This window comes from Aquamicrobium segne (genome assembly GCF_042656785.1).
Lineage (GTDB): Bacteria > Pseudomonadota > Alphaproteobacteria > Rhizobiales > Rhizobiaceae > Mesorhizobium > Mesorhizobium segne.
Map to the genome: position 1 here is coordinate 35,696 of NZ_JBHSLL010000013.1, position 23,333 is coordinate 59,028.

The following is a 23,333-nucleotide window of genomic DNA, read 5'->3' on the forward strand; positions in this document are numbered from 1 at the left end:
TACCCCCCTGTGCCATTACGATACGGGGCTTCCATAATTGGCCTCTTTGCAGGGTTTCAAAGAACCAGAACAAGACGCAGCACGCAGCTAGTACTAAGGTAGCGAAGGCATGGCGAAGAAAATCACAACGGCACAGTCGCTCGACAAGGACGTCGCCGAGGAGCTTGAAAAAGCCCTCGAACTTGATCTGGACGCTGTCGATCTGGGTGATCTTGATATTGCAGCCTCGATGGACGATCTGGAAGCCCAGATTGCAGAGGCCGCAGACGAGCTTGCCCGGGCAAGCCGCAATTCGCAGGAAAAGCAGGCAAAGCCTGTGGTCCCCCCACAGCCGCAGGCTCCTTCTTCTGCGCAAAAGCCCACTGTCAACAAAGTCGCTCCCCCCAAACCCCAAGCCTCAAAGCCTGTGGCCCCAGCGTCTGCATCCCATAAGCCACAACCAGCGCCCGTCGATCTTCGTCCTGTCGAGCCAGCACAGCCGGCCGGCTTTGCACCGGCCAATGACGACCGCCAGAAGGACTACAAGTCGCTTCTCCATGCTCTCAACCGCCGCGCCCCCAACACCATTTACTGGATGGTTGCACTGCTGTCGCTTGTCTGGATTGCCGGTGCGGCTGCTTTTGCCAATATAATGGTCGGCCCCGAAATCTGGCGCATCTCTTCACTTGAACAATTCCTTGCCCGGCCACAACTGATCGGTCTGGCATTTGCCACCATCTTGCCGATTATCCTGTTCTGGGCATTTGCAGCCATGGTGCGCCGTGCGCAGGAAATGCGCCTTGCCGCCCAGTCCATGACGGAAATGGCGTTTCGTCTGGCCGAGCCTGAAAGCATTGCCCAAGATCGCGTCATGGCGCTTGGTCAGGCCGTGCGCCGTGAAGTTGCCGCCATGGGCGAAGGCATTGAGCGCACCCTTGCCCGTGCTGTCGAACTGGAAACGCTGGTTCACAGCGAGGTCAACCAGATCGAACGCTCCTATTCCGAGAATGAGGCGCGTATCCGCTCGCTGGTTGACGGTCTGGGCAGCGAACGCGAGGCCGTTTCAGACCATGCTGAACGGATGCGCGCCTCAATTGCCGGTGCACATGAAACATTGCGTGACGAAATCAGCTCTGCTGGCGACGCCATTCGTGACAGTATCATGGGTGCTTCAACCCAATTGTCCATGACCATCACCTCTTCTGGTGACAGTCTGATTGACCGCATCAATGAAAGCTCTGTGTCGATTTTCGATTCCGTCGAGAACCGGCTGGATTCCATTACCGATCGCCTGTCGACTTCGGGTGAAGCCTTCGCCTCGCTTCTCGACACCCGCATTGCCAAGCTGACCGACAGCGCCGATGGCATCACCCGTTCACTGACCGAGCTTCTGGACGACCGCACATCCGGCATGGTCTCATTGCTGGGCGGGGCTGCCCGCACCCTCACCTCTGAATTTGAAGCCAGCCTTTCGGGCATTGAACGCACCCTGGCCGAGCGTGGCCAGGCGCTGATCAGCGAGTTTGAAACCCGCGCCGAGGCGCTCGATACCGGCACCCAGAAACTCAATGCCGCACTGGAAGCCCGCGCCCGCCAGATCAATGAAACTCTGGCTGATCGCACCCGCGACATTGCCGAAACCTTCAATTCCGGCAAGGATTCCCTGTCACAGGTCATCGAACAGGGCCGCGAGCAGATCGACACAGGCATGGCCGGGTTGATTTCTTCAACCTCCACCATGCTTGAATCCCGGGCTGGCGATTTTGTCAGCAGTCTCAACGCTGCCCGCGACACTGTTTCTTCCGCTTTTGACGCCGATATTGAAAAGCTGGCTCAGGCGCGCGCCGGTATTGATGAGGCGGTCCGCCAGCACAGCACCGAAATGGCGCAAAGCCGCGAGCGCATGGCCGCAGCCCTGCATGACGATCTGTCGAAATTTGCCGAAGGCCGCGCCGAAATCGACACGGTTGTTTCCAGCCAGATCGAAAAACTGACGCAAGGCCGCAACCTGATTTCACAAGCGCTTGAAGACGATCTGCGCAAGGTCGATGAATCGCGTACCGCCATTGATCTGTCGCTGGCCAGCCACCTTGAAACACTCGAATCCAGCCGGTCACGATTGGCGCAGTCGCTTCATGAAGACTCTGAAAAACTCGTGCAAGCTCGTGCAAATATTGACGAAATGGTTTCCAGCCATGTCAGCAAGCTGGCCGAGGGCCGCACCATTCTTACACGGGCGCTGGAAGCCGATCTTGAGCGGCTGGCGGAAAGCCGCAACAGCATTGACGGGCTGGTTGCCGGGCAGGTGGAAAAGCTGGCACAAGGGCGCGACATTCTACGCCGCGCCATGGAGACCGATCTTGCCAGCATCAACCTCATGGTTGCCGAGCATTCCGAAAAACTTTCCGGCGACCGCAATCTGCTTACCCAGACGCTGGAAGCAGATCTGGCCCGGCTGGCGGAGAGCCGCGACAGCATTGACGGTCTGGTCGCCAGCCAGCTTGAGAAACTCGCTCAGGGGCGCGACATTTTGAAGGATGCGCTCGAACGCGATCTCGACACCATCCGCAACATGATTGCCGAGCAATCACAGCAGCTTGGCGGTGAAAGAGAACGTTTCTCCCACACGCTTGAAGAGGACCTGCGCAATGTCAACAATCTGGTTGGTGCTCACGCCGACCGGCTGATGCAGGAGCGCGTTGCGCTGTCGCGGACGCTGGAAGATGACCTTGCCAAACTGGCCGAAAGCCGCTCCAGCATTGACGGGCTGGTTGCCGGGCAGGTGGAAAAGCTGGCAGAAGGCCGCAACATTCTGCAACGGGCACTGGAAGCCGATCTCGCCAAACTGTCGCAAGCCCACACCGATATTGACGGGCTGGTCGTTACACAGGTCGAAAAACTGGCAGAAGGCCGCAACATTCTGCAACGGGCACTGGGAGCCGACCTTGGCGCCATTCAACAGGCCATTGCTGAACAGGCAGACAAGATGGCTGAAGAGCGGGCAAGGATTTCGCAGACATTCGATGCAGAACTGACCCGCGTCAACAGCCTTATCGAGCAGCATGCCGCGCGCCTGGTTACGGATCGCAATACCCTGTCGCAGGCACTTGAGGATGATCTGGAAAAAATTCACCTGAGCCATGGCCAGATTAAACATGTCGTTACCGGACAGGTTGAAAAACTGGCCGAAGTGCGCCGCGAAATCGACCTGGCCGTTGATGACCATATTGGCCGCATCGCAACCACCAGTTCACGTATTTCTGATGCGATTTCAGGTGATATTGCGCGCATTGAAGACAGTTTTGAGCGCCAGACCGGGATCATTGAAGAGCGCACCGGCACCATGGAGCGCGCCCTTTCACTCGGTGTCGAGAATATTCGCGGCACCCTTGAAAACAGTGCCGTATCGGTTGCAGGCGCCTTGCGTGACAAGGTGCTGGAAATCACCGCCATGCTTAACGAGCAGGCCAGCATGGCATTGACCGATGCCGACCGCAAGATTGCCGAACGCGCCGAACAGACTTCCGCCGCCCTACTGTTGCGCACACAAGATATCTCACGGGCCTTTGAAGAGGCCGAAAGCCGCCTGAGCAACCGTGCGCAAGACACATCTTCCATGCTGATTGCCCGCGCTGAAGAAACGGCTGAAACTCTTGCGGCCAAAGCCGGGTCGATTGTTGAGAGTTTTGAAGTCGCCGACCAGCGCCTTGCCCAGCGCGCCATTGAAACGGCCCAGTCTCTGGCCTCGCGCGCCGGTGATATTTTGCGCAACTTTGAAGATGCCGATACCCGCCTTGGCCTACGCATTGGCGAATCTGCCGAGGCGCTGGCTGCGCGTGCAGCAGATCTTGGCCGCATCTTTGACGCCGCAGATGAAAAGCTCATGGCCCGCATTGAAGAAGGGTCTCAGACCCTGACCGGTCGCGCTGGCGAAATTGCCCGTGTCTTCGATGAGGCCGACAACCGGATCGCCTCGCGCATTACAGATACGGCAGCAAGTATCGGCCATCATGCTGAAAATATTATCGGGGCCTTTGAGCAGACAGAGCGTCAGGTCGCTGCACGCTCTGCCGAGACAGGCAAAGCCCTTGCCGATCAGGCGCGCTCCATTGAAGCCACACTTGCCAGTGCAGATGAACGTCTTGCTGCCGGCGCTGCCCATATTGCAAGCCGGATCGGCGAGGAGGTTGCCAGCGTTGAAGGCCGCCTCGCCCGGTCTGGCGAGACAATGGGTGAAAAGCTCAATGAGCAGATTTCACAAGCAGAACAGCAGCTCGTGGCCCGTGCCAACACCATTGCTGAAACATTCAGCGCCGTTGGTCAGCACATTGGCCAAAGCACCAATGAAGCAGCCAGAGCCATCGGTTCCAATACGCGCGAGCTGAATGAAATGCTGGCCTCGCGCTCGGCTGAAATCACCCGCATTCTTGATGAGACGGCCCGGCCGCTGGTCGAGCGCTTTGCCGATGGCGGCTCACAATTGCAAAAAAGCATGGAGGAAGCCACCGAATACGCCACCGAAAAGCTGCGGCAGGAAAATGCCCGCCTCACCAATGCCTTGACCAGCCGTACTGCTGAAACATTGTCGGCGGTGGAAAATGCCCGCGCCAATCTTGCTGAAGACATCAATGATCTGATTGGTCGTCTTGGTGCTTCCAGCCAGGGGCTGGGCCAGCTTATCGAACGGGCAACAAGCAATCTGAATGAGATTGACGAAAAGCTTTCCGGCAGCACGCAAAGCTTTGCCGCAACCACTGAAAAGGCGGCGCAAACCTTTGCCAGCTCAGCGCGTCTGGTTGAAACCAACACAACGCGCCTCACCGATCTGTCCTCCAACACCTTGCGTGAGGTTGCCTCCATCGCCACCCGCTTTGATGAGCATAGCCGCCTGCTGTCCAGCGCCTCCGAACTTTTGGGATCGGCACAGAGCAATCTGGAACATACGCTGGAGCGTCAATCCTCGCTCGACGATCTGGCGGTGGGTCTGGTGAAGAAGTCGGAAGACCTTGAAAAGGTCATGAAATCCTTTGAATCTCTTGTCGGGCGCACCTTGCAGACGGCTGAAAACAAGACACTGGAATCAGCCGACAAGATCCGCTCTTCGATTGGCGATGTCGTGGAAACGGCAACCAGACGCTTTGCTGACGCCACCGAAGAAATGCGCCGCACGGCCGCTGCCATCAAGAGCGAGCTGGACATCACCCGCGCCGAATTAAAGCGCGGCGTGGTGGAAATGCCCGCCGAAGCCAAGGAATCGACCACGGCCATTCGCCGTGCCGTTTCCGAACAGATCAACGCCTTGAAAGAACTGTCGGCAATTGTCAGCAAATCCAGCCGCGGCCCGGAAGCTCCTCAACACAACAGTCTGCGCCCGGAAACACAGAAGCAATCTCCTGCTCCGACCCCTGCTCCAGCCCCGGCCAGGCAAACGCTGCGGCCTGCTCCAGCAGGTTCACAGCCACACCCGACTGTTCTTGAAGAAACGGCGCTGCGCGGTGCACTGGCTGCAAATCCGGAGCCGAAATCAGATATTTCAAACACGCGCCCAATAATTCAGGGCCAAAAGCCACAGGGGCAGCAATCTGAAAACCAGCAAGCGCAGAGTGGCTGGGTCCGTGATCTGCTCAGCGGCGCTTCCCGCAGTGAGCCGTTGCGCCCTGCAGGTGACGCACCACGCACAGTAAAGCCTTCTGAGCGTTCACCACTGCATGTCGTGGAATCGCTCAATTCCTTGTCAGTGGATATTGCCAGAGCCATTGACCATGAAGCGTCAATTGAACTGTGGAACAGCTACCGGCGTGGTGAACGCGATGTATTTACGCGACGCCTTTACACGCTCAAAGGCCAGCAGACCTTTGACGAAATCCGCCGCAAATATCAGGCAGAAGCCGAGTTTCGGGCCGCGGTAGATCGCTATTGCGAGGATTTTGAAAAGCTGCTCAAGGATATTGCGCGCACGGATCGCGACAACATCATGATGCAGACTTATCTGACCTCCGATACGGGCAAGGTCTACACCATGCTGGCCCATGCCAGTGGACGTTTGCGGTAACAAAAACCGCACTGAACTAAAAAAGGGCAGGTCTTTCCTGCCCTTTTTTATGATTCGCCACAATAGAATCTGCACCAAAACACAGTGACCATCTACGCAAGAGCATTTCTTGTTTCTTTAAAACTGGACGAAATGCTCTAAGCTCTTGTTTTAAAGCGCAAGGAGAAAACTGAAAGATCACAACACGCTTTAAACGAGGGGCTTGAGTTATTTACCCTGTCAAAACGATCACCGGGATAAATTCCTCAAGATAGCTTGGGAGAAATCTAATGAGACATATTCTGTTCTCTTTCGGATTGGTCACTCTGCTTCTGGCCGGAAATCCGATATCGGCATCTGCTGCGACACTGATTGCCAATGTCAGTCTCTCCACTCAAACCATGACAGTGCACCACCGCAGCAATGTGATCGGGCGCTGGAAAGTATCGACAGCGCGAAGTGGCAAGGTTACCCCAACAGGTAGCTGGAAGGCCAAATGGCTCTCCAAAAACCACAAATCAAGTCGCTACAACAATGCACCAATGCCTTATTCGGTCTTTTACAATGGCAATTATGCAGTTCATGGCACCAATCAGACAAGCAAGCTTGGCCGCCCGGCATCGGCCGGCTGCATCCGCCTTCATCCCAAAAATGCCGCCATCTTCTTCGAGTTGGCCCGGCGGGAAGGCTTGAACAATGTCAAGATTATTGTCCGTCGCTAGAGCATTTCCTGTTTTCATGGAAGCGCATGAAATGCTCTAAGCTCTTGTTTTAGCCGCATTTGTGCGACGCCAGATGTTTCCATCTGGCTGCAAAATGCTCTAGAAAAATGGCCCTGCGCGAAGCAGGGCCATTTTTTGTGTCAAATTATTCAAATTCTGCCAGCATCTCGTCATAAAGCTTGCAGGCCCCTTCAACATCAGCCACGGACTGCGTCTGAACTTGCGAAAGCTTTTGGCCAACTTCGGCAGCTTTTTGAGGATCCTGAGCGGCAAGTTCTTGCATTCTGGTTGAGAGTTCCATTGCCTTGGCTTGAGCTTCTTCGAGTGTGCACGCAAGAGAAGGTCAGGCCAGCATAGCAAGAGCAATTGCGAAAATCGGTGCCTTCATAAGAATTCCTCATTCATGATTCGCCAGAATTGGCATGAGAAATTCATGCTATGCATCGTGTCTTGTAAACGGTCGGGCGCGTCACAAATTATATATCTGTGACATAACAGACCGCCCAACAATTCCCAATCCAAAGCATTTTGTGAGTATGGATGGCACCATCTGACGCAAGCACAAATGCGGTTAAAACAAGCGCTTGAAGCATTTCATCCGTTTTTCGTGAAAATAAGAAATGCTCTGGAAATACGAACAAACAAATCGCAAGAGTTGAAACTGTTTAAAAAATACAGTTGGAACTTTATCAGAGCCGTGACTGTAAATACTTGATTTTATGGCGATCCCGGCAGGATTCGAACCTGCGACCATCGGCTTAGAAGGCCGGTGCTCTATCCAGCTGAGCTACGGGACCCTGAACTTATAACAGAGACTTGATTTATATACGGGGCAAGACTGATTGTTCAATCAGTGCGTCCAGGGGGTGCGTCGATCATGGCTGAAATTTTCAGCATATGAAATCTGACGCCGCTTTGGCGGATTAGGCTCCTGAACCTCATAGGCCAGCCCTTCACGCTCGGCATAGGCAATGGCCTCTTCCCTCGTCTGGAAACGAAGCCTGATTTGCCTCTTCATATCGCCAGACGTGGTATAGCCCATCAGCGGGTCAATCTTGAGCCGCTGTTCCGGTTCAAACTCCAGAACCCAATGGCCAGTCTTGGCTGTACCCGATTGCATGGCAGTTTTGGCAGGGCTGAAAATGCGGGCTGACATGAAAACCTCATCGCTGTTCGGCCTGTCGGCATTGCCGATTGCTTACTGTGCAAATCGTTCCGCGGCAATATCACAAACGACATAGCGCCGTTTTCCCCGGAATTTAAAATGGTCGGAGTGGCAGGATTCGAACCTGCGACCCCCTGATCCCAAATCAGGTGCGCTACCAGGCTGCGCTACACTCCGACATGAAAACCCTGATTCATAATCCGTTCAAACCGATTCATCTGAACTTATAAACCCGGATATTTCAAAGAGATGAAGTAAAATGCGAACAAATCACTTCCCTCTTTATTCTTGCTATCGTCCTAGAAGAACAAGAGCCTGAGCGCAAGTGGTCAGGCTCTTTATATTTTATCAGGCAGGTGAATTGCATATGAAAAAATGTGCAATCCAGCCTGGTCAGGATCAGGCAGCTTCTGCCTCTTCCAGTCCCTCAGCTTCCAGACGGGCACGGTCGCCAGCGCCCTTGGCGGAAACATCGCGATCGACAAACTCGATCACAGCCAACGGGGCGTTGTCACCGCGGCGGAAACCCGCCTTCATGATGCGCAGATAGCCGCCATTGCGGGTGGCATAGCGCGGCGCGATGACGTCAAACAAACGTCTGACCACGGCATCGTCGCCGATCTGGGCAATCACCTGACGGCGTGCATGCAAATCGCCGCGCTTGCCAAGGGTGACAAGCTTTTCGACGATCGGACGCAAATCCTTCGCCTTCGGCAGGGTGGTTACGATCTGCTCATGTTCGATGAGCGAGATTGCCAGATTGGCAAACATCGACTTGCGGTGACTTGCACTGCGGGAAAACCGGCGGCCGGCGAATCCGTGGCGCATGGTCCTTCTCCTTGAATGATCCGGTCAGGCCCTCAGGCCCGCCTGTTGATTAGTATTGGTCTTCGTAGCGTTTGGCGAGATCTTCGATATTCTCAGGCGGCCACTCCTGCACTTCCATGCCCAGATGCAACCCCATGGAAGCCAGAACTTCCTTGATCTCATTAAGCGATTTGCGACCAAAATTCGGGGTACGGAGCATTTCCGCCTCGGTCTTCTGGATAAGATCGCCGATATAAACAATATTGTCGTTCTTCAGGCAGTTTGCCGAACGCACCGACAATTCCAGTTCGTCCACCTTCTTCAGAAGCGCCGGGTTGAAAGCAAGCTCGCTTGCCTGTTCGGCAACGGCTTCCTTCTGCGGCTCTTCGAAATTGACGAACAGCGCCAACTGATCCTGGAGAATACGCGCAGCAAAAGCCACGGCGTCCTCGCCGGAGATCGAACCATCAGTTTCGATGGTCATGGTCAGCTTGTCCTTGTCAAGCTCCTCGCCATGGCGGGTATTTTCCACCTTGTACGAGACTTTCTTGACCGGTGAATAAAGGCTGTCAACCGGAATAAGACCGATCGGCGCATCCTCTGCGCGATTGCGCTCGGCCGGCACATAGCCCTTGCCGGTATCAACCGTGAACTCCATGCGAATTTCCGCGCCCTCATCGAGAGTACAGATCACATGGTCGGGGTTGAGGATTTCAATATCGCCCACAGTCTGGATATCGCTTGCCAGAACCGCACCCGGTCCCTGCTTGCGAACAACCATGCGCTTGGGGCCCTCACCTTCCATGCGGATGGCGATTTCCTTGATATTGAGAACGATGTCGGTCACATCCTCGCGAACACCCGCGATGGATGAGAACTCATGCAAAACGCCGTCGATCTGCACTGCTGTCACAGCAGCACCACGCAGCGATGACAGCAGAACGCGACGCAAAGCGTTGCCCAGCGTCAGCCCGTAACCGCGCTCCAGCGGCTCGGCGATGAGCGTTGTTACCGTCTGGTTCTTTGACGTGAACTCGACCTTGTTGGGCTTGATCAGTTCCTGCCAGTTTTTCTGGATCATGTTGCCTTCCTTCCGTTTCTCCACCACCATCCAATCGTGGCGGACGACCTGGAAAACCACCAAAACGCCAACAGGCGCTCAGGCAGCGAGAAATATAATGTCAGACGCGGCGCTTCTTGCGCGGGCGGCAGCCATTATGCGGGATCGGCGTCACATCACGGATAGAGGTGATGGTAAAACCAGCAGCCTGCAGGGCGCGCAGGGCCGATTCACGACCAGAGCCGGGACCGCAAACCTCAACCTCAAGCGTGCGCATGCCATGTTCCTGCGCCTTCCTGGCGGCATCTTCTGCCGCCATCTGCGCAGCAAACGGGGTGGATTTGCGCGATCCCTTGAACCCCTGAGCACCAGCCGACGACCAGGCAATTGCATTGCCCTGTGCGTCTGAAATGGTGATCATCGTGTTGTTAAAGGTCGAGTTGACATGTGCAATACCCGACGAAATGTTTTTGCGTTCGCGACGGCGAATGCGACCGGCTTCCTTGGCCATGTTTTTCCTTTCAAACGATCTCTACGCCGCCGTAACACCAGCGGCTACACCTTCAGCAGTTGAAAATATCACAGCAGGCAATCGGTTCAGTCCCGATGACCTGCCGCCAACCGCCAAATTCTTATTTCTTCTTGCCGGCAATGGCCTTGGCAGGCCCCTTGCGGGTGCGCGCATTGGTGTGTGTACGCTGACCACGAACCGGCAGCGAGCGACGATGACGCAAGCCCCGATAGCAGCCAAGGTCCATCAAGCGCTTGATGTTCATCGAAACTTCGCGACGTAGGTCACCCTCGACCTGATAGTCACGATCAATGGCTTCACGAATTGCCAGAACTTCAGCATCGGTGAGCTGATTGACACGACGATCTGCAGGAATGCCGACCGAATCGACGATTTCCTGTGCAAATTTCTTGCCAATGCCATGAATATATTGAAGCGCAATCACAACGCGCTTGTTGGTCGGAATGTTAACACCGGCTATACGAGCCATCTTTGTTCTCCATTTGGGCCGGCCCACGCCAGCGCTATTGCATTTACCCACGTCCGGTGGAGGCCGGCCCTTGCGGGTGTTTCTTAAAGACAAGGCCAGACATGCCATATGGCATGCGCAGCCCCAAATCTTATGGGAATGAGGCGTGGCCTTACGCTACAAGTCCTCTTTCGTCAAGCGACAGATGGCGCCAGGCAATAGACACCATCAGGCAGAAAACAGCTTTCAACCAACAGTCTCAGGCAGCAAGGCCTCAATCTGAGCCGTGACCTCATCCATCGACGCCATGCCATCGACCCCGCGCAGCATTTTCCTGGCATGGTAATAGCCAGTCAGCGGCGCGGTCTTTTTGTAATATTCGCGCAGGCGCTCTTCAAAGACTTCCGGATTATCGTCCTTGCGAACAGCTTCTCCGGCAGCTTTTGCCTCTTCCGCGCGTCTGACAATACGCCCGACCAGCGCCCGGTCATCAACCAGCAACTCAATCACGGCGTCCAGTTGCAGACCACGCTTTTCAAGCATCAGTTCAACCGCATCGGCCTGAGCCAATGTGCGCGGATAACCGTCAAGAATAAATCCTCTCGCGCAATCAGGCTGGTCAATCCGCTCGGCAACAATTGCATTGACGATCTCGTCTGAAACAAGCTCGCCTGCATTCATGACCGCCTTGGCTTTTTGACCAACGGGCGTCTGTGCCGCAACGGCAGCGCGCAACATATCACCGGTGGAAAGCTGCGGAATGGCATATTTTTCAACAAGCCGCTGTGCCTGAGTGCCTTTGCCTGCCCCAGGTGGACCAAGAAGAATAAGTCTCATCGCCCCCTTTTGCCTCCGCGCAATTTCGACTTCTTGATCAGCCCTTCATATTGATGCGCTATCAGATGTCCTTGAATCTGCGCGACAGTATCAAGCGTTACGCTGACCACAATCAGAAGCGATGTACCGCCCAGATAGAAGGGAACACCTGTTGCTGCAATCAGATATTCCGGCAAAAGACAGACAGCCACCAGATAGAGCGCACCAACCACGGTGATACGGGTCAGCACATAATCAATATATTCGGCTGTGCGCTCGCCGGGGCGATAGCCGGGAATAAAGCCCGAATGCTTCTTGAGCTGATCTGCCGTATCCTTGGGATTGAAAACAATGGCCGTATAGAAAAAGGCAAAGAACAGGATCATGGCACCGTAAAGGAACATATAGATCGGCTGCCCCGGCCCCAGCATCGACAAAATGCTGGTGGCCCAGGCCGGCATGTTCTGCTGGTTGGAAAATCCGGCAAGAGTGGCAGGCAACAACAGCAGGGAAGACGCAAAGATCGGCGGAATAACACCCGCAGTGTTCAGCTTCAAGGGCAGATGTGAGGTGTCGCCCTGGAACATGCGATTGCCAACCTGACGCTTCGGATACTGGATCAACAGGCGACGCTGCGCACGCTCGACAAAAACGATAAAGCCAATGACCACCACGGCCAGAACAATGATGGCCAGCACAAGGCCGGTTGACAGCGCCCCGGTGCGGCTCAGTTCCAGAGTACCGCTGATGGCGGAAGGCATGCCTGCAACAATACCGGCAAATATGATCAGCGAGATACCATTACCGATGCCGCGCGCGGTGATCTGTTCGCCCAGCCACATCAGGAACATGGTGCCGCCGGTCAGTGTGATCACCGTGGAAATCTGGAAAAACAGCCCCGGGCTGGTGACGATATTGTTGCCGCCCTGCAAGCCTATGGCAATGCCGTAAGACTGAACCAACGCAAGCAGAACTGTGCCATAACGGGTATATTGATTGATAATCTTGCGCCCCTGCTCACCTTCTTTTTTCAAGGCTTCAAGCGTGGGGATAACCGAAGTCATCAACTGCATGATGATGGATGCGGAAATATAAGGCATGATGCCCAGCGCAAAGATCGCCATCCGCTCGACAGCACCGCCGGCAAACATGTTGAACATGCCAAGCACACCGCCGCTTTGCTGCTGGAAAGCCTGCGCAAAAGCGTCCGGGTTGATACCCGGCAAGGGAATATATGTACCAAGACGGTACACAAACAGCGCGCCCAGCGTAAACCAGATGCGTTTTTTCAGATCCTCAGCCTTGGCAAAGGCCGAAAAATTGAGATTGGATGCCAGTTGTTCAGCAGCCGAAGCCATACAAAATTCTCCGCAAGACAACGCGGGGGCCCGCTTCGGGCGGCGCGTATCACCGAAGACCCCAGATAGGCCCGGCGCAGCCAAGATGCAAGCGGCCACATGAATGCAGCCGCTTGATTATTTCAGTCTTTTATTCCGCCGAAGCAGCGACTTCCGGCAGCTTGATCGAGCCACCAGCCTTTTCGATCTTCTCGACGGCAGTTTTGGAAGCTCCGGCAACATCGAAAGAAACCTTCGCCTTCAGTTCACCGTCAGAGAGAATGCGCACGCCATCCTTGGCACGGCGCACCACGCCAGCCGCAATCAGCGCGTCAACCGTCACAGTTTCCTTGGCATCAAGCTTGCCAGCATCAATCGCGGTTTGAATGCGACCAAGCGAAACGGTGTTAAAATCCTTCGCGAAAATGTTTTTAAAGCCGCGCTTGGGCAGACGCCGGTAAATCGGCATCTGGCCGCCTTCAAAGCCATTGATGGCCACGCCGGAACGCGACTTCTGGCCCTTGACGCCGCGACCACCGGTCTTACCGACGCCTGAGCCGATACCACGGCCAACGCGCTTCTTGGAAGGGGTTGCCCCCTCATTATCACGCAGTTCGTTGAGTTTCATATCCAGTCTCCTGCGCTGTCGCTCAGCCCTCGTCCACAATGCGGACGAGATGCGAGACAGAAGCGATCATGCCGCGCACGGAAGGCGTATCTTCCAAAGTGCGCTGCTTGTGCATTTTGTTGAGGCCAAGGCCAACCAGCGTTGCACGCTGTTCCTTCGGGCGGCGAATCGGCGAACCGATCTGCTCAACAGTAATCGTCTTGGTAGCGTTCTTTGCCATGATGATGGTCCCTCGTCAGCGCCGACTATTCTTCGGCAGTCACGGCAGAGCCGCGACGCGCCTGAAGGGTCGAATACTTGATGCCACGGGCAGCAGCGACATCTTTCGGGTGCATCTGATTCTTGAGCGCATCAAAAGTGGCGCGAATCATATTGTACGGGTTCGACGAGCCCATCGACTTGGCGACAACGTCATGCATGCCCAGTGTTTCAAACACAGCGCGCATCGGGCCACCTGCAATGATACCGGTACCCTGCTTGGCGGTGCGCAGTAAAACGCGGCCAGCGCCGTGACGGCCTTCGACATCATGATGAAGGGTGCGGCCTGAGCGCAGCGGCACGAAGATCATGTCGCGCTTGGCGGATTCGGTTGCCTTGCGGATGGCTTCCGGCACTTCACGCGCCTTGCCATGACCGAAACCAACACGGCCCTTCTGATCGCCGACGACAACCAGAGCGGCAAAACCGAAGCGACGACCACCCTTCACCACCTTGGCGACGCGATTGATATGAACGAGCTTGTCGACAATCCCGTCGTCACGCTCTTCGCGGTCACGATTGCGATTGCGATCGCGGCCGCCTTCCCTTTGTTCCTGTGCCATACCCTGATCCTTATTCTTTTCCGGAAGCACCGATTGATGAATGCCGGCATCCTTAGTTTCAAGAATACCGGCGGCGATATTTTTTACCCGTTCATGATAATTTTCTTAAGAAAATCATCATCGTCCAGATTTTATAAGCCACATTTACGCAATACCAGATGATTTCATTTGGCTGCAAACTGCTCTCATAACGATTTGAACGAAAAAGTCAGCAAGTTTTATTGCCGACTTTTTTCAAAACCGCTCTTAGAAAATCAGGCCGCCTTCACGCGCGGCCTCTGCCAGCGCCTTGATGCGGCCGTGAAAAATATAAGCGCCACGGTCGAACACAACCTCTTTGGCGCCGGCCTTGATGGCGCGTTCGGCAATCAGCTTGCCTACTTCAGCAGCAGCAGCGGTGTCGGCGCCGGTCTTCTTCGAAGTCTTGAAATCCTTGTCAAGGGTCGAGGCCGCAGCCAGTGTGCGTCCATTTGCATCGTCGATCAACTGAACATAAATGTTCTTGGAGGTGCGATGAACCGACAGGCGCGGGCGACCATTGGCCACAGCCTTAAGCTGACGACGGACACGGGCAGCGCGACGCTGGATAACTTCCTTGGAGGCCATGTGTATTTCCTGCCTTGTAAAACGGGAATTGCCCTATGCGGTAGATCCTGTTTTATATCTCCCGCGGCAATTTCCCGTGGCGTTGAAGCATTTTTCAGTCAGATATTTTATTCACATCTGACTGTCTGCAAATGCGATGACAACAAATTGCAAAAGCGTCGTGGTGCGTCCGGAAAAAACGCACGAAAGCGCTCCTGATTACTTCTTCTTGCCTTCCTTGCGGAAGACCTTTTCGCCCGCATAGCGCACACCCTTGCCCTTGTAAGGCTCAGGCTGGCGATATTCGCGGATTTCGGCAGCCACCTGGCCAACCTTCTGCTTGTCAATACCCGTCACAGTGATCTCGGTGGGCTTGGGGCAAGCAAGCGTGATGCCTTCGGGAGCCTGATAAATCACTTCATGGCTGAAACCCAGCGAAAGCTGGATATTCTTGCCCTGCATGGCGGCACGATAGCCGACGCCCTGAATTTCGAGCCTGCGCTCGAAACCATCCTTGACGCCAATCAGGATATTTTCAATCTGCGAACGCGACATGCCCCACTTGGAATGTGCATCCTTGGAAGAATCGCGCGGCTGAACGCTGATCTCGCTGTTTTCCAGCTTGACCAGAACCTCGTCATTGACGACGAATTTCAGTTCACCCTTCGGGCCTTTCGCCGTGACGGTCTGGCCATCAACGGTTGCGGTCACGCCCTGTGGAACGGCCAAAGGCCTTTTACCAATACGAGACATAGCCTTGTCCTCGTCACTCTCATTGTTTCGGGACCTGCCGGGAGATCATTTTTTTAAAAAAATCTCACCAGCATTTCCCATCAGGAACAGTTACCGGATCAGAAGACCTGGCAGAGAACTTCTCCGCCAACATTCTGCTCGCGGGCTTCATGATCTGCCATAACACCTTTCGGGGTCGAAAGAATGGCAATGCCAAGACCGTTGGCAACCTGCGGAATCGAGCGGGCCGAAACATAAACACGACGGCCCGGCTTCGACACACGCGAGATTTCGCGCACAACCGGAAAACCATCAAAATATTTCAACTCGATCTCGATTTCGGATTTACCACTGCCGAAATCAGTCTGACTGTAGTCACGAATGTAACCTTCAGACTTCAGCACCTCAAGAACGCGGGCGCGCAGACGCGAAGCAGGCGTCGAAACGCTGGTCTTCTTACGGCCATAGGCGTTACGGATGCGGGTCAGCATATCGCCGAGTGGATCGCTCAGGGACATATCGTCTTCTCCTTACCAGCTCGACTTGACCAGGCCCGGGATCTTGCCCGTATTGCCCAGATCACGCAGTGCGACACGCGAAATTTTCAGCTTGCGATAATAAGCGCGTGGACGACCGCTGACTTCGCAACGGTTGCGGATACGCACTTTCGACGAATTGCGCGGCAGAGCTGACAGCTTGAGCTGAGCGCGAAAACGCTCCTCAAGCGGCAGCGACTTATCCATGATAATATCTTTGAGAGCCTGACGCTTGTCCGCAAATTGCGCAACAAGCTTACGACGCTGATTATTCTTCTCGACTGAGCTGGTCTTTGCCATTTCAGATTTTCCTTTGCTCGCAGCCGTTACTGGCGGAAGGGGAAGTTGAAAGCCTTGAGCAACGCCCGGGCTTCGTCATCCGTCTTCGCAGTCGTACAAACGATGATGTCCATGCCCCACATCTGATCAACCTTGTCATAGTTGATTTCAGGGAACACGATATGTTCCTTGAGGCCCATGGCAAAATTGCCACGACCATCAAAGCTCTTTGCATTCAGACCACGGAAGTCACGAACACGCGGCAATGCAATGTTCACAAGACGATCCATGAACTCATACATCTTCTCGTTGCGCAGGGTCACCTTTGCACCGATCGGCATGTCTTCACGCAGCTTGAAACCGGCAATCGATTTGCGCGCACGGGTAATCACGGCCTTCTGACCGGTGATCAGCGCCAGATCTTCAGCCGCAACAGACGGCTTCTTGGAATCTGCGGTCGCTTCACCCACGCCCATGTTCAGCACGATCTTTTCGACGCGCGGAACCTGCATATCATTGGCGTATTTAAACTGTTCGCGCAGCGCCTTGCGAATGGTCTCATTATAGACCTTCTTCAGACGCGGCATGTTTTTGGCTTCTGCCTGTGCTGACTTAGCCATTGATCGTTTCTCCCGAGCGCTTGGCAAAGCGCACTTTCTTGCCGTCCTTTTCGACGCGGAAGCCAACGCGGGTCGGCTTGCCGTCCTTGGGATCGGCCAAAGCGAGATTCGACAGGTGAATCGCCGCTTCCCTGGTAATGATGCCACCTTCCTGAGACTGAGACTGCCTCTGGTGACGGCGGATAAGGTTCACGCCACGAACAATGGCTGTATCTTCTTTCGGCTGAACGGAAAGCACTTCGCCGGAGCGGCCCTTGTCCTTGCCGGCCAAAACGACAACCTTGTCGCCTTTGCGGATCTTTTGCATGGTTGCGGCTCCTTAAAGCACTTCAGGCGCAAGCGAGATGATCTTCATGTGGTTCTTGGCGCGAAGCTCGCGCGGAACCGGGCCGAAGATACGCGTGCCCACCGGCTCTTTCTTGCTGTCAACAAGAACGGCTGCGTTCTTGTCGAAACGGATCACACTGCCGTCGGCACGACGAATGTCCTTGGCCGTGCGAACCACGACCGCCTTCATCACATCGCCCTTCTTGACGCGCCCGCGCGGAATGGCTTCCTTGACCGACACCACAATGATGTCACCAACAGAAGCATATTTCCGCTTCGAGCCGCCCAGCACCTTGATGCACATGACACGACGGGCGCCGGAATTATCCGCCACGTCGAGGTTTGTTTGCATCTGAATCATGACTGGCCGCCTTTTTCTTCTCTATTTGGGAGAGGCTCTGGCCCTCCCCGGTCTGTCTAAAATTCGATTATGACCAGATCAAGCCTGATCCTGGGCCATAACGACCCAGCGCTTGTCTTTCGAGATCGGCGCCGTTTCCTGAATCAGAACGTTGTCGCCAACCTTGTGCGTGTTGTTTTCATCATGCGCCTTATACTTCTTCGACATGCGCACAACCTTCTTCATCACCGGATGGGTAAAGCGACGCTCCACCTTCACGACGACGGTCTTGTCGTTCTTGTCGCTGACGACAACACCCTGCAATATACGTTTCGGCATGGTTTGTTCCTTATGCCTTCTTGGCTGCGGCTTTTTCCGCAGCGATGGTCTTGATGCGTGCGATGTCCTTGCGGACCTGCTTGACGCGATCGGTCTTTTCAAGCTGGCCAGTGGCCTTCTGGAAGCGCAGGTTAAACTGTTCCTTTTTCAGGGAAGCCAGTTCATCAGAGAGCTGATCCTGCGTCTTCGAGCGGATATCTGAGGCTTTCATCTCTGCTCTTTCTTATTCAGCAATACGCTGCACGAAACGTGTGCGTACCGAAAGTTTGGCAGCCCCCAGACGCAGCGCCTCACGCGCAACATCTTCAGGAACGCCGTCAATCTCGAACATGACGCGGCCAGGCTTGACGCGCGCCGCCCAATAATCAACGGCGCCCTTGCCCTTGCCCATACGCACTTCAGTGGGCTTGCTCGTCACAGGCAGATCCGGGAAAATACGGATCCATACACGTCCAGCACGCTTCATCTCACGGGTGATCGCACGGCGCGCAGCCTCGATCTCACGTGCGGTGACGCGGTTGGGTTCCAGCGCCTTCAGTCCGAAACCGCCGAAATTCAGATCGGTGCCACCCTTGGCAGCGCCATGAATACGGCCCTTGAACTGCTTGCGGAACTTTGTGCGCTTTGGCTGCAGCATCTTACTTGCTCCAAATTCTCAATTATCAGGCGTTTTCGCGACGACGATGGCCGCCACGTTCGCCACTATTGGCCTCGCCTTCAGTCGCGCGGCGCTCTGAAGCCATCGGATCATGCTCAAGGATTTCGCCCTTGAACACCCAGACCTTGATGCCGCAAATACCATAGGCGGTCTGTGCTTCGGCAGTGCCATAATCGACATCGGCACGCAAGGTATGCAACGGCACGCGGCCTTCCCGGTACCATTCCATACGGGCAATTTCAGCCCCGCCAAGACGACCCGCGCAGTTGATGCGGATGCCTTCAGCGCCCAGACGCATGGCCGACTGAACGGCACGCTTCATGGCCCGGCGGAAAGCAATACGGCGCTCCAGCTGCTGTGCAATCGACTGGGCAACCAGCGTGGCGTCCGTCTCGGGCTTGCGAACCTCAACAATGTTGAGATGCGTTTCCGACTTGGTCATCTCGGTCAGCTTCTTGCGAAGCTTTTCGATGTCTGCGCCCTTCTTGCCGATGATCAGGCCCGGACGTGCAGCATGAATGGTCACGCGGCACTTCTTGTGCGGACGCTCGATCACCACTTTGGAAACAGCAGCCTGCTTCAGCTCTTTTTCCAGATATTCGCGGATCTTGAGGTCTTCATGCAGCAGCTTGCCGTATTCTCCGGTATTCGCATACCAACGCGAATCCCAGGTACGGTTAATTCCAAGACGGAAACCGATGGGATTGATTTTCTGGCCCATTATGCGGCCTCCCCTTCTTCTTCCACTTCACGGACAATGATCGTGAGGTGGGAAAACGGCTTTTCGATCCGGCTGGCGCGACCGCGGCCACGAGCGTGAAAGCGCTTCATGACAATCGACTTGCCGACATAGGCTTCCGCGACAATCAGCGAATCAACATCCAGGTCGTGGTTGTTTTCTGCGTTTGCGATTGCCGATTCCAGTGTTTTCTTCACGGTTTCGGAAATACGCTTGCGCGAAAATTCCAGATCGTTAAGCGCAGACTGAACCTTCTTGCCACGGATGAGCGCGGCTACCAGATTGAGCTTCTGCGGGCTGACACGGATCGTGCGCAGAACGGCACGCGCCTCATTGTCAGCAAGCCTGCGCGGAGCTTTGGCCTTGCCCATCGTTACTTCCTTCTCGCCTTCTTGTCCGCTCCGTGACCGTAATAGGTACGGGTCGGGGCAAATTCACCGAACTTATGGCCGACCATGTCTTCGTTTATCGAAACGGGAACGTGCTTTTGACCATTGTAAACGCCAAAGGTGAGGCCGACAAATTGCGGCAGGATGGTGGAGCGGCGGCTCCACATCTTGATCACCTCATTACGACCGCCTTCACGAACCTTATCTGCCTTCTTCAGAAGGTAGCCGTCGATGAAGGGGCCTTTCCAAACAGAACGTGTCACAGGCTTACCTCTTATTAGCTCTTGCGCTGATGACGCGAGCGTACAATGAACTTGTCGGTCGCCTTGTTGGACCGTGTTTTCTTGCCCTTGGTCGGCTTACCCCAGGGGGTGACCGGATGGCGGCCACCGGATGTGCGGCCTTCACCACCACCATGCGGGTGGTCAACAGGGTTCATCGTAACACCGCGGTTATGGGGAACCTTGCCCCTCCAGCGTGTGCGACCGGCCTTGCCGTCCTTGATATTGGCGTGATCCGGATTGGACACCGCCCCGACAGTGGCAAAGCACGATCCGTGCACAATGCGCTGCTCACCAGAGTTCAGACGCAAGATCGCCATGCCCTGATCGCGACCCACAAGCTGGCCATAGGCGCCTGCCGAGCGGGCAACCTGACCACCCTTGCCGGGCTTCAATTCGATATTGTGCACAATGGTGCCAACCGGCATGGCCGATAGCGGCATCGCATTGCCCGGCTTCACGTCAACCGATTCACCGGCAACAACCTGATCGCCAACAGCCAGACGCTGCGGGGCCAGAATGTAATTCAACTCGCCGTCTTCATATTTGATCAGCGCAATGAAAGCTGTGCGGTTCGGGTCATATTCGAGACGCTCGACCGTACCCACCACATCAAACTTGCGACGCTTGAAGTCGATGATGCGGTAGCTGCGCTTGTGACCACCACCAATGAAGCGAGCCGTGATGCGGCCTGCATTGTTGCGGCCACCAGACTTGGTCAGCCCCTCGGTCAGACCCTTGACAGGCTTGCCCTTGTGGAGACCGGCGCGATCGACGATGACAAGCTGGCGTGTGCCAGGCGTCGTCGGATTATAATGTTTCAATGCCATTTTTCTATCCTCGCCGCTTCGCTCACAGGCCCGTTGCGACGTCGATCGAGTGACCGTCAACCAGAGTGACGATCGCCTTCTTGACGTCACCTTGACGGCCAATCGTGCCACGGAAGCGCTTGACCTTGCCCTTGCGGACCAGGGTGTTCACGGCTGAAACCTTGACGCTGAACAGCGCTTCGACGGCAGCCTTGATCTCGGTCTTGGTTGCAGTCTTTGCAACATTGAAGATGACCTGATTCTGCTCGGAAGCCATGGTCGACTTTTCGGTGATCGCCGGCGAGACGATCACATCGTAATGACGAAGGTCAGTCATTTGAAGCGCTCCTCGAGAGCCTCGACAGCAGCCTTTGAAAGGACCAGCGTGCCGCGGCGCAGAATATCGTAAACGTTGATGCCCTGAACCGGCAGCACGTCAATGTTGGGTATATTGGTTGCAGCTAGCTTGAAGTTGGCATCCAACTCCGCACCGCCAATGACCAGCGCATTGGTCAGACCCAGCGACTTCAGGCTGGAAACCAGCGCCTTAGTCTTGGCTTCCTCCAGCTTCAGCTCATCGACAATGATGATGGAAGCAGACTGTGCCTTGGCTGACAGGGCATGACGCAGACCCAGCGCACGAACCTTCTTGGGAAGATCAAATTCATGGCTGCGTGTGATCGGGCCATGGGCCTTGCCACCACCACGGAACTGCGGTGCACGGGCCGAAGAGTGACGAGCACGGCCCGTTCCCTTCTGCTTGTACATCTTGGCGCCGGTACGGGCGATATCTGCACGGCCCTTGGCCTGATGTGTGCCCTGCTGCTTCTTGGCAAGCTGCCAGCGCACAACGCGCTGCAAAATGTCCTCACGCGGTTCAAGACCAAAAATCTCTTGCGAGAGCGCGACCTTGCCGGCATCCTTGCCAGCGAGCGTTTTGATAGTGATATCCATTATTCCGCTCCCTCATTGGCCGGAGCTTCGTTCTTGTCAGCGGCACGGAAAGCGGCCGGCTTTGGAGCATTCTCAGGCAAAGCCACCTTGACAGCATCACGAACCAGAATCCACGCACCGCGTGTGCCGGGAACGGCGCCACGGATCAGGATCAGGCCGCGCTCGGCATCGGTCGATACAACTTCCACATTTTGCGTGGTTACACGCACGGCGCCCATATGGCCTGCCATCTTCTTGCCCTTGAACACCTTGCCGGGGTCCTGGCGCTGGCCGGTCGAACCATGCGAGCGGTGCGACAGCGAGTTACCATGCGAGGCACGACCGCCACCAAAATTGTGGCGCTTCATGACACCCTGGAAACCCTTACCCGTCGAGGTCCCCGTCACATCGACCTTCTGGCCGGCAACGAAGTGATCGGCGGTGATTTCAACACCAACATCGAGCAGATTGTCATCGGAAACGCGGAACTCGGCCAAACGAGCCTTTGGCTCCACCGAGGCGGCGGCAAAATGGCCGCGCATCGCCTTTGACGTATTCTTGACCTTGGCAAGACCCACGCCGAGCTGAACAGCGGTATAGCCATTCTTTTCCTGCGTGCGCTGCGCGACAACCTGACAATTCTCCATGCGAAGAACCGTGACAGGGACATGTTCACCGGCATCATTATAGATGCGGGTCATTCCCAGCTTTTGTGCAATTACACCTGAACGCATTGGTTCATTTTCCTTCAGAGGAGCTCCGGGATGTCCCAAAAGCTCATGTTTCTAGCTCTTAGAGCTTGATTTCGACATCCACACCTGCGGCCAGATCGAGCTTCATCAGCGCATCAACCGTCTGGGGGGTCGGGTCCACGATATCGAGAAGACGCTTATGGGTGCGCATCTCAAACTGCTCGCGGCTCTTCTTGTTCACATGCGGCGAGCGGTTGACCGTGAATTTTTCAATACGGGTCGGCAGCGGAATGGGCCCGCGAACATTGGCGCCGGTACGCTTGGCTGTCGAGACAATCTCGCGCGTTGAAGCATCAAGCACCCGATGGTCAAACGCTTTAAGGCGTATGCGGATATTCTGTCCGTTCATTCGTCTATTCCTTGTTCTGGCGCGGCGCGGGCGTATTCCCGCCCGCGACAGATCGATTGTTTGTTCTTATTCGACGATTGCGGCAACGATACCGGCGCCGACGGTGCGACCACCTTCACGGATAGCAAAGCGCAGGCGCTCTTCCATGGCGATCGGAACGATCAGTTCCACATCAACCGTGATGTTGTCGCCAGGCATCACCATCTCGGTGCCTTCAGGAAGCGTCACAATACCGGTCACGTCCGTGGTACGGAAATAGAACTGCGGACGGTAGTTGTTGAAGAACGGCGTATGACGGCCACCCTCTTCCTTCGTCAGA

32 protein-coding genes and 2 tRNA genes are annotated in these 23,333 nt (G+C 55.4%); 2 read left to right on the forward strand and 32 right to left on the reverse strand.

Going from position 1 to position 23,333, the window contains the following annotated elements; all coding sequences use genetic code 11:
- The first annotated feature begins 109 nt into the window (after positions 1-109).
- Positions 110-6,031 (forward strand): kinesin, encoded by a 5,922-nt coding sequence (locus ACFPLB_RS05865; RefSeq protein WP_378228435.1) that lies wholly within the window; start codon positions 110-112, stop codon positions 6,029-6,031.
- A gap of 269 nt (positions 6,032-6,300) precedes the next feature.
- Positions 6,301-6,732, forward strand: a complete 432-nt coding sequence (locus ACFPLB_RS05870) for a L,D-transpeptidase (RefSeq protein ID WP_378228436.1) — start codon at positions 6,301-6,303, stop codon at positions 6,730-6,732.
- Positions 6,733-6,877: 145 nt separating this feature from the next.
- Here the strand turns inward: ACFPLB_RS05870 and ACFPLB_RS05875 are convergent, their stop codons facing one another.
- The 32 genes from ACFPLB_RS05875 to ACFPLB_RS06030 form a co-directional block, all read right to left on the reverse strand.
- Positions 6,878-7,033 (reverse strand): hypothetical protein, encoded by a 156-nt coding sequence (locus ACFPLB_RS05875; protein WP_378228438.1) that lies wholly within the window; start codon positions 7,031-7,033, stop codon positions 6,878-6,880.
- Between the two features lie 419 nt (positions 7,034-7,452).
- A tRNA-Arg gene (locus ACFPLB_RS05880) sits at positions 7,453-7,529 on the reverse strand.
- 53 nt (positions 7,530-7,582) lie between these two features.
- Positions 7,583-7,888, reverse strand: coding sequence for an ETC complex I subunit (locus ACFPLB_RS05885; RefSeq protein WP_378228439.1), 306 nt, complete (start codon positions 7,886-7,888; stop codon positions 7,583-7,585).
- 109 nt (positions 7,889-7,997) lie between these two features.
- Positions 7,998-8,074: transfer RNA gene (locus tag ACFPLB_RS05890), tRNA-Pro, on the reverse strand.
- Positions 8,075-8,296: 222 nt separating this feature from the next.
- Positions 8,297-8,725 (reverse strand): 50S ribosomal protein L17, encoded by a 429-nt coding sequence (gene rplQ, locus ACFPLB_RS05895; protein WP_378228441.1) that lies wholly within the window; start codon positions 8,723-8,725, stop codon positions 8,297-8,299.
- 49 nt (positions 8,726-8,774) lie between these two features.
- Complete coding sequence (locus tag ACFPLB_RS05900) at positions 8,775-9,785, reverse strand: DNA-directed RNA polymerase subunit alpha (RefSeq protein ID WP_378228442.1); 1,011 nt, start codon at positions 9,783-9,785, stop codon at positions 8,775-8,777.
- A gap of 100 nt (positions 9,786-9,885) precedes the next feature.
- Positions 9,886-10,275 carry a 30S ribosomal protein S11 gene (rpsK, locus tag ACFPLB_RS05905; protein ID WP_378228443.1) on the reverse strand — a complete coding sequence of 130 codons (390 nt, stop codon included), beginning with the start codon at positions 10,273-10,275 and terminating at the stop codon, positions 9,886-9,888.
- A 121-nt stretch (positions 10,276-10,396) separates the two neighbouring features.
- Positions 10,397-10,765, reverse strand: coding sequence for a 30S ribosomal protein S13 (gene rpsM / locus ACFPLB_RS05910; RefSeq protein ID WP_378228444.1), 369 nt, complete (start codon positions 10,763-10,765; stop codon positions 10,397-10,399).
- Between the two features lie 225 nt (positions 10,766-10,990).
- Entirely contained in the window at positions 10,991-11,581 is a 591-nt protein-coding gene (locus tag ACFPLB_RS05915) for an adenylate kinase (RefSeq protein WP_378228445.1), read from the reverse strand.
- Positions 11,578-12,918, reverse strand: coding sequence for a preprotein translocase subunit SecY (secY, locus tag ACFPLB_RS05920; protein WP_378228446.1), 1,341 nt, complete (start codon positions 12,916-12,918; stop codon positions 11,578-11,580). Before secY ends, ACFPLB_RS05915 begins: the two co-directional genes overlap by 4 nt.
- A gap of 130 nt (positions 12,919-13,048) precedes the next feature.
- Positions 13,049-13,525, reverse strand: a complete 477-nt coding sequence (rplO, locus tag ACFPLB_RS05925; protein WP_378228447.1) for a 50S ribosomal protein L15 — start codon at positions 13,523-13,525, stop codon at positions 13,049-13,051.
- 22 nt (positions 13,526-13,547) lie between these two features.
- Complete coding sequence (gene rpmD / locus ACFPLB_RS05930; protein ID WP_378228448.1) at positions 13,548-13,745, reverse strand: 50S ribosomal protein L30; 198 nt, start codon at positions 13,743-13,745, stop codon at positions 13,548-13,550.
- Between the two features lie 25 nt (positions 13,746-13,770).
- Positions 13,771-14,346, reverse strand: a complete 576-nt coding sequence (gene rpsE, locus ACFPLB_RS05935) for a 30S ribosomal protein S5 (protein ID WP_378228449.1) — start codon at positions 14,344-14,346, stop codon at positions 13,771-13,773.
- Between the two features lie 246 nt (positions 14,347-14,592).
- The gene (gene rplR, locus ACFPLB_RS05940) at positions 14,593-14,952 is read right to left on the reverse strand and encodes a 50S ribosomal protein L18 (protein ID WP_378228451.1); all 360 of its coding nucleotides are present in this window, start codon (positions 14,950-14,952) and stop codon (positions 14,593-14,595) included.
- 198 nt (positions 14,953-15,150) lie between these two features.
- Positions 15,151-15,684 carry a 50S ribosomal protein L6 gene (gene rplF, locus ACFPLB_RS05945; protein WP_378228452.1) on the reverse strand — a complete coding sequence of 178 codons (534 nt, stop codon included), beginning with the start codon at positions 15,682-15,684 and terminating at the stop codon, positions 15,151-15,153.
- Positions 15,685-15,782: 98 nt separating this feature from the next.
- Positions 15,783-16,181: a 30S ribosomal protein S8 gene (gene rpsH / locus ACFPLB_RS05950; protein WP_378228454.1), complete on the reverse strand. Its 399-nt coding sequence runs from the start codon at positions 16,179-16,181 to the stop codon at positions 15,783-15,785.
- Positions 16,182-16,193: 12 nt separating this feature from the next.
- Positions 16,194-16,499 (reverse strand): 30S ribosomal protein S14, encoded by a 306-nt coding sequence (gene rpsN / locus ACFPLB_RS05955; protein WP_378228455.1) that lies wholly within the window; start codon positions 16,497-16,499, stop codon positions 16,194-16,196.
- Between the two features lie 26 nt (positions 16,500-16,525).
- Positions 16,526-17,098, reverse strand: coding sequence for a 50S ribosomal protein L5 (gene rplE, locus ACFPLB_RS05960; protein ID WP_378228457.1), 573 nt, complete (start codon positions 17,096-17,098; stop codon positions 16,526-16,528).
- Positions 17,091-17,405, reverse strand: a complete 315-nt coding sequence (gene rplX / locus ACFPLB_RS05965; protein WP_378228459.1) for a 50S ribosomal protein L24 — start codon at positions 17,403-17,405, stop codon at positions 17,091-17,093. Before rplX ends, rplE begins: the two co-directional genes overlap by 8 nt.
- 12 nt (positions 17,406-17,417) lie before the next feature.
- Complete coding sequence (gene rplN, locus ACFPLB_RS05970) at positions 17,418-17,786, reverse strand: 50S ribosomal protein L14 (RefSeq protein ID WP_378228461.1); 369 nt, start codon at positions 17,784-17,786, stop codon at positions 17,418-17,420.
- Positions 17,787-17,864: 78 nt separating this feature from the next.
- A complete protein-coding gene (gene rpsQ / locus ACFPLB_RS05975) occupies positions 17,865-18,104 on the reverse strand; it encodes a 30S ribosomal protein S17 (RefSeq protein ID WP_378228462.1) in 240 nt (79 codons plus the stop codon).
- 10 nt (positions 18,105-18,114) lie between these two features.
- Positions 18,115-18,315: a 50S ribosomal protein L29 gene (rpmC, locus tag ACFPLB_RS05980; protein WP_354195996.1), complete on the reverse strand. Its 201-nt coding sequence runs from the start codon at positions 18,313-18,315 to the stop codon at positions 18,115-18,117.
- A 12-nt stretch (positions 18,316-18,327) separates the two neighbouring features.
- A complete protein-coding gene (gene rplP / locus ACFPLB_RS05985) occupies positions 18,328-18,741 on the reverse strand; it encodes a 50S ribosomal protein L16 (RefSeq protein ID WP_378228463.1) in 414 nt (137 codons plus the stop codon).
- A 25-nt stretch (positions 18,742-18,766) separates the two neighbouring features.
- Positions 18,767-19,483: a 30S ribosomal protein S3 gene (gene rpsC / locus ACFPLB_RS05990; RefSeq protein ID WP_378228464.1), complete on the reverse strand. Its 717-nt coding sequence runs from the start codon at positions 19,481-19,483 to the stop codon at positions 18,767-18,769.
- Entirely contained in the window at positions 19,483-19,872 is a 390-nt protein-coding gene (rplV, locus tag ACFPLB_RS05995) for a 50S ribosomal protein L22 (protein WP_378228465.1), read from the reverse strand. Before rplV ends, rpsC begins: the two co-directional genes overlap by 1 nt.
- Positions 19,873-19,874: 2 nt before the next feature.
- The gene (gene rpsS, locus ACFPLB_RS06000; RefSeq protein WP_378228466.1) at positions 19,875-20,153 is read right to left on the reverse strand and encodes a 30S ribosomal protein S19; all 279 of its coding nucleotides are present in this window, start codon (positions 20,151-20,153) and stop codon (positions 19,875-19,877) included.
- A 14-nt stretch (positions 20,154-20,167) separates the two neighbouring features.
- Positions 20,168-21,001 carry a 50S ribosomal protein L2 gene (gene rplB, locus ACFPLB_RS06005; RefSeq protein WP_378228467.1) on the reverse strand — a complete coding sequence of 278 codons (834 nt, stop codon included), beginning with the start codon at positions 20,999-21,001 and terminating at the stop codon, positions 20,168-20,170.
- 22 nt (positions 21,002-21,023) lie between these two features.
- Entirely contained in the window at positions 21,024-21,317 is a 294-nt protein-coding gene (locus ACFPLB_RS06010) for a 50S ribosomal protein L23 (RefSeq protein ID WP_378228468.1), read from the reverse strand.
- The gene (gene rplD, locus ACFPLB_RS06015; protein WP_378228469.1) at positions 21,314-21,934 is read right to left on the reverse strand and encodes a 50S ribosomal protein L4; all 621 of its coding nucleotides are present in this window, start codon (positions 21,932-21,934) and stop codon (positions 21,314-21,316) included. Before rplD ends, ACFPLB_RS06010 begins: the two co-directional genes overlap by 4 nt.
- A complete protein-coding gene (gene rplC / locus ACFPLB_RS06020; protein WP_378228470.1) occupies positions 21,934-22,647 on the reverse strand; it encodes a 50S ribosomal protein L3 in 714 nt (237 codons plus the stop codon). The genes rplD and rplC overlap by 1 nt, the downstream gene beginning before the upstream one ends.
- A gap of 58 nt (positions 22,648-22,705) precedes the next feature.
- Entirely contained in the window at positions 22,706-23,014 is a 309-nt protein-coding gene (rpsJ, locus tag ACFPLB_RS06025) for a 30S ribosomal protein S10 (RefSeq protein ID WP_378228471.1), read from the reverse strand.
- 66 nt (positions 23,015-23,080) lie between these two features.
- A partial coding sequence (locus ACFPLB_RS06030) for an EF-Tu C-terminal domain-related protein (RefSeq protein WP_465251469.1) occupies positions 23,081-23,333 on the reverse strand: 253 nt, incomplete at its 5' end.

Coding starts and splice junctions, on each gene's coding strand:
- ACFPLB_RS05865 (WP_378228435.1), top strand. CDS start 110: ATGGCGAAGAAAATCACAACGGCACAGTCGCTCGACAAGGACGTCGCC.
- ACFPLB_RS05870 (WP_378228436.1), top strand. CDS start 6,301: ATGAGACATATTCTGTTCTCTTTCGGATTGGTCACTCTGCTTCTGGCC.
- ACFPLB_RS05875 (WP_378228438.1), bottom strand. CDS start 7,033: ATGGAACTCTCAACCAGAATGCAAGAACTTGCCGCTCAGGATCCTCAA.
- ACFPLB_RS05885 (WP_378228439.1), bottom strand. CDS start 7,888: ATGTCAGCCCGCATTTTCAGCCCTGCCAAAACTGCCATGCAATCGGGT.
- rplQ (WP_378228441.1), bottom strand. CDS start 8,725: ATGCGCCACGGATTCGCCGGCCGCCGGTTTTCCCGCAGTGCAAGTCAC.
- ACFPLB_RS05900 (WP_378228442.1), bottom strand. CDS start 9,785: ATGATCCAGAAAAACTGGCAGGAACTGATCAAGCCCAACAAGGTCGAG.
- rpsK (WP_378228443.1), bottom strand. CDS start 10,275: ATGGCCAAGGAAGCCGGTCGCATTCGCCGTCGCGAACGCAAAAACATT.
- rpsM (WP_378228444.1), bottom strand. CDS start 10,765: ATGGCTCGTATAGCCGGTGTTAACATTCCGACCAACAAGCGCGTTGTG.
- ACFPLB_RS05915 (WP_378228445.1), bottom strand. CDS start 11,581: ATGAGACTTATTCTTCTTGGTCCACCTGGGGCAGGCAAAGGCACTCAG.
- secY (WP_378228446.1), bottom strand. CDS start 12,918: ATGGCTTCGGCTGCTGAACAACTGGCATCCAATCTCAATTTTTCGGCC.
- rplO (WP_378228447.1), bottom strand. CDS start 13,525: ATGAAACTCAACGAACTGCGTGATAATGAGGGGGCAACCCCTTCCAAG.
- rpmD (WP_378228448.1), bottom strand. CDS start 13,745: ATGGCAAAGAACGCTACCAAGACGATTACTGTTGAGCAGATCGGTTCG.
- rpsE (WP_378228449.1), bottom strand. CDS start 14,346: ATGGCACAGGAACAAAGGGAAGGCGGCCGCGATCGCAATCGCAATCGT.
- rplR (WP_378228451.1), bottom strand. CDS start 14,952: ATGGCCTCCAAGGAAGTTATCCAGCGTCGCGCTGCCCGTGTCCGTCGT.
- rplF (WP_378228452.1), bottom strand. CDS start 15,684: ATGTCTCGTATTGGTAAAAGGCCTTTGGCCGTTCCACAGGGCGTGACC.
- rpsH (WP_378228454.1), bottom strand. CDS start 16,181: ATGTCCCTGAGCGATCCACTCGGCGATATGCTGACCCGCATCCGTAAC.
- rpsN (WP_378228455.1), bottom strand. CDS start 16,499: ATGGCAAAGACCAGCTCAGTCGAGAAGAATAATCAGCGTCGTAAGCTT.
- rplE (WP_378228457.1), bottom strand. CDS start 17,098: ATGGCTAAGTCAGCACAGGCAGAAGCCAAAAACATGCCGCGTCTGAAG.
- rplX (WP_378228459.1), bottom strand. CDS start 17,405: ATGCAAAAGATCCGCAAAGGCGACAAGGTTGTCGTTTTGGCCGGCAAG.
- rplN (WP_378228461.1), bottom strand. CDS start 17,786: ATGATTCAGATGCAAACAAACCTCGACGTGGCGGATAATTCCGGCGCC.
- rpsQ (WP_378228462.1), bottom strand. CDS start 18,104: ATGCCGAAACGTATATTGCAGGGTGTTGTCGTCAGCGACAAGAACGAC.
- rpmC (WP_354195996.1), bottom strand. CDS start 18,315: ATGAAAGCCTCAGATATCCGCTCGAAGACGCAGGATCAGCTCTCTGAT.
- rplP (WP_378228463.1), bottom strand. CDS start 18,741: ATGCTGCAGCCAAAGCGCACAAAGTTCCGCAAGCAGTTCAAGGGCCGT.
- rpsC (WP_378228464.1), bottom strand. CDS start 19,483: ATGGGCCAGAAAATCAATCCCATCGGTTTCCGTCTTGGAATTAACCGT.
- rplV (WP_378228465.1), bottom strand. CDS start 19,872: ATGGGCAAGGCCAAAGCTCCGCGCAGGCTTGCTGACAATGAGGCGCGT.
- rplB (WP_378228467.1), bottom strand. CDS start 21,001: ATGGCATTGAAACATTATAATCCGACGACGCCTGGCACACGCCAGCTT.
- ACFPLB_RS06010 (WP_378228468.1), bottom strand. CDS start 21,317: ATGACTGACCTTCGTCATTACGATGTGATCGTCTCGCCGGCGATCACC.
- rplD (WP_378228469.1), bottom strand. CDS start 21,934: ATGGATATCACTATCAAAACGCTCGCTGGCAAGGATGCCGGCAAGGTC.
- rplC (WP_378228470.1), bottom strand. CDS start 22,647: ATGCGTTCAGGTGTAATTGCACAAAAGCTGGGAATGACCCGCATCTAT.
- rpsJ (WP_378228471.1), bottom strand. CDS start 23,014: ATGAACGGACAGAATATCCGCATACGCCTTAAAGCGTTTGACCATCGG.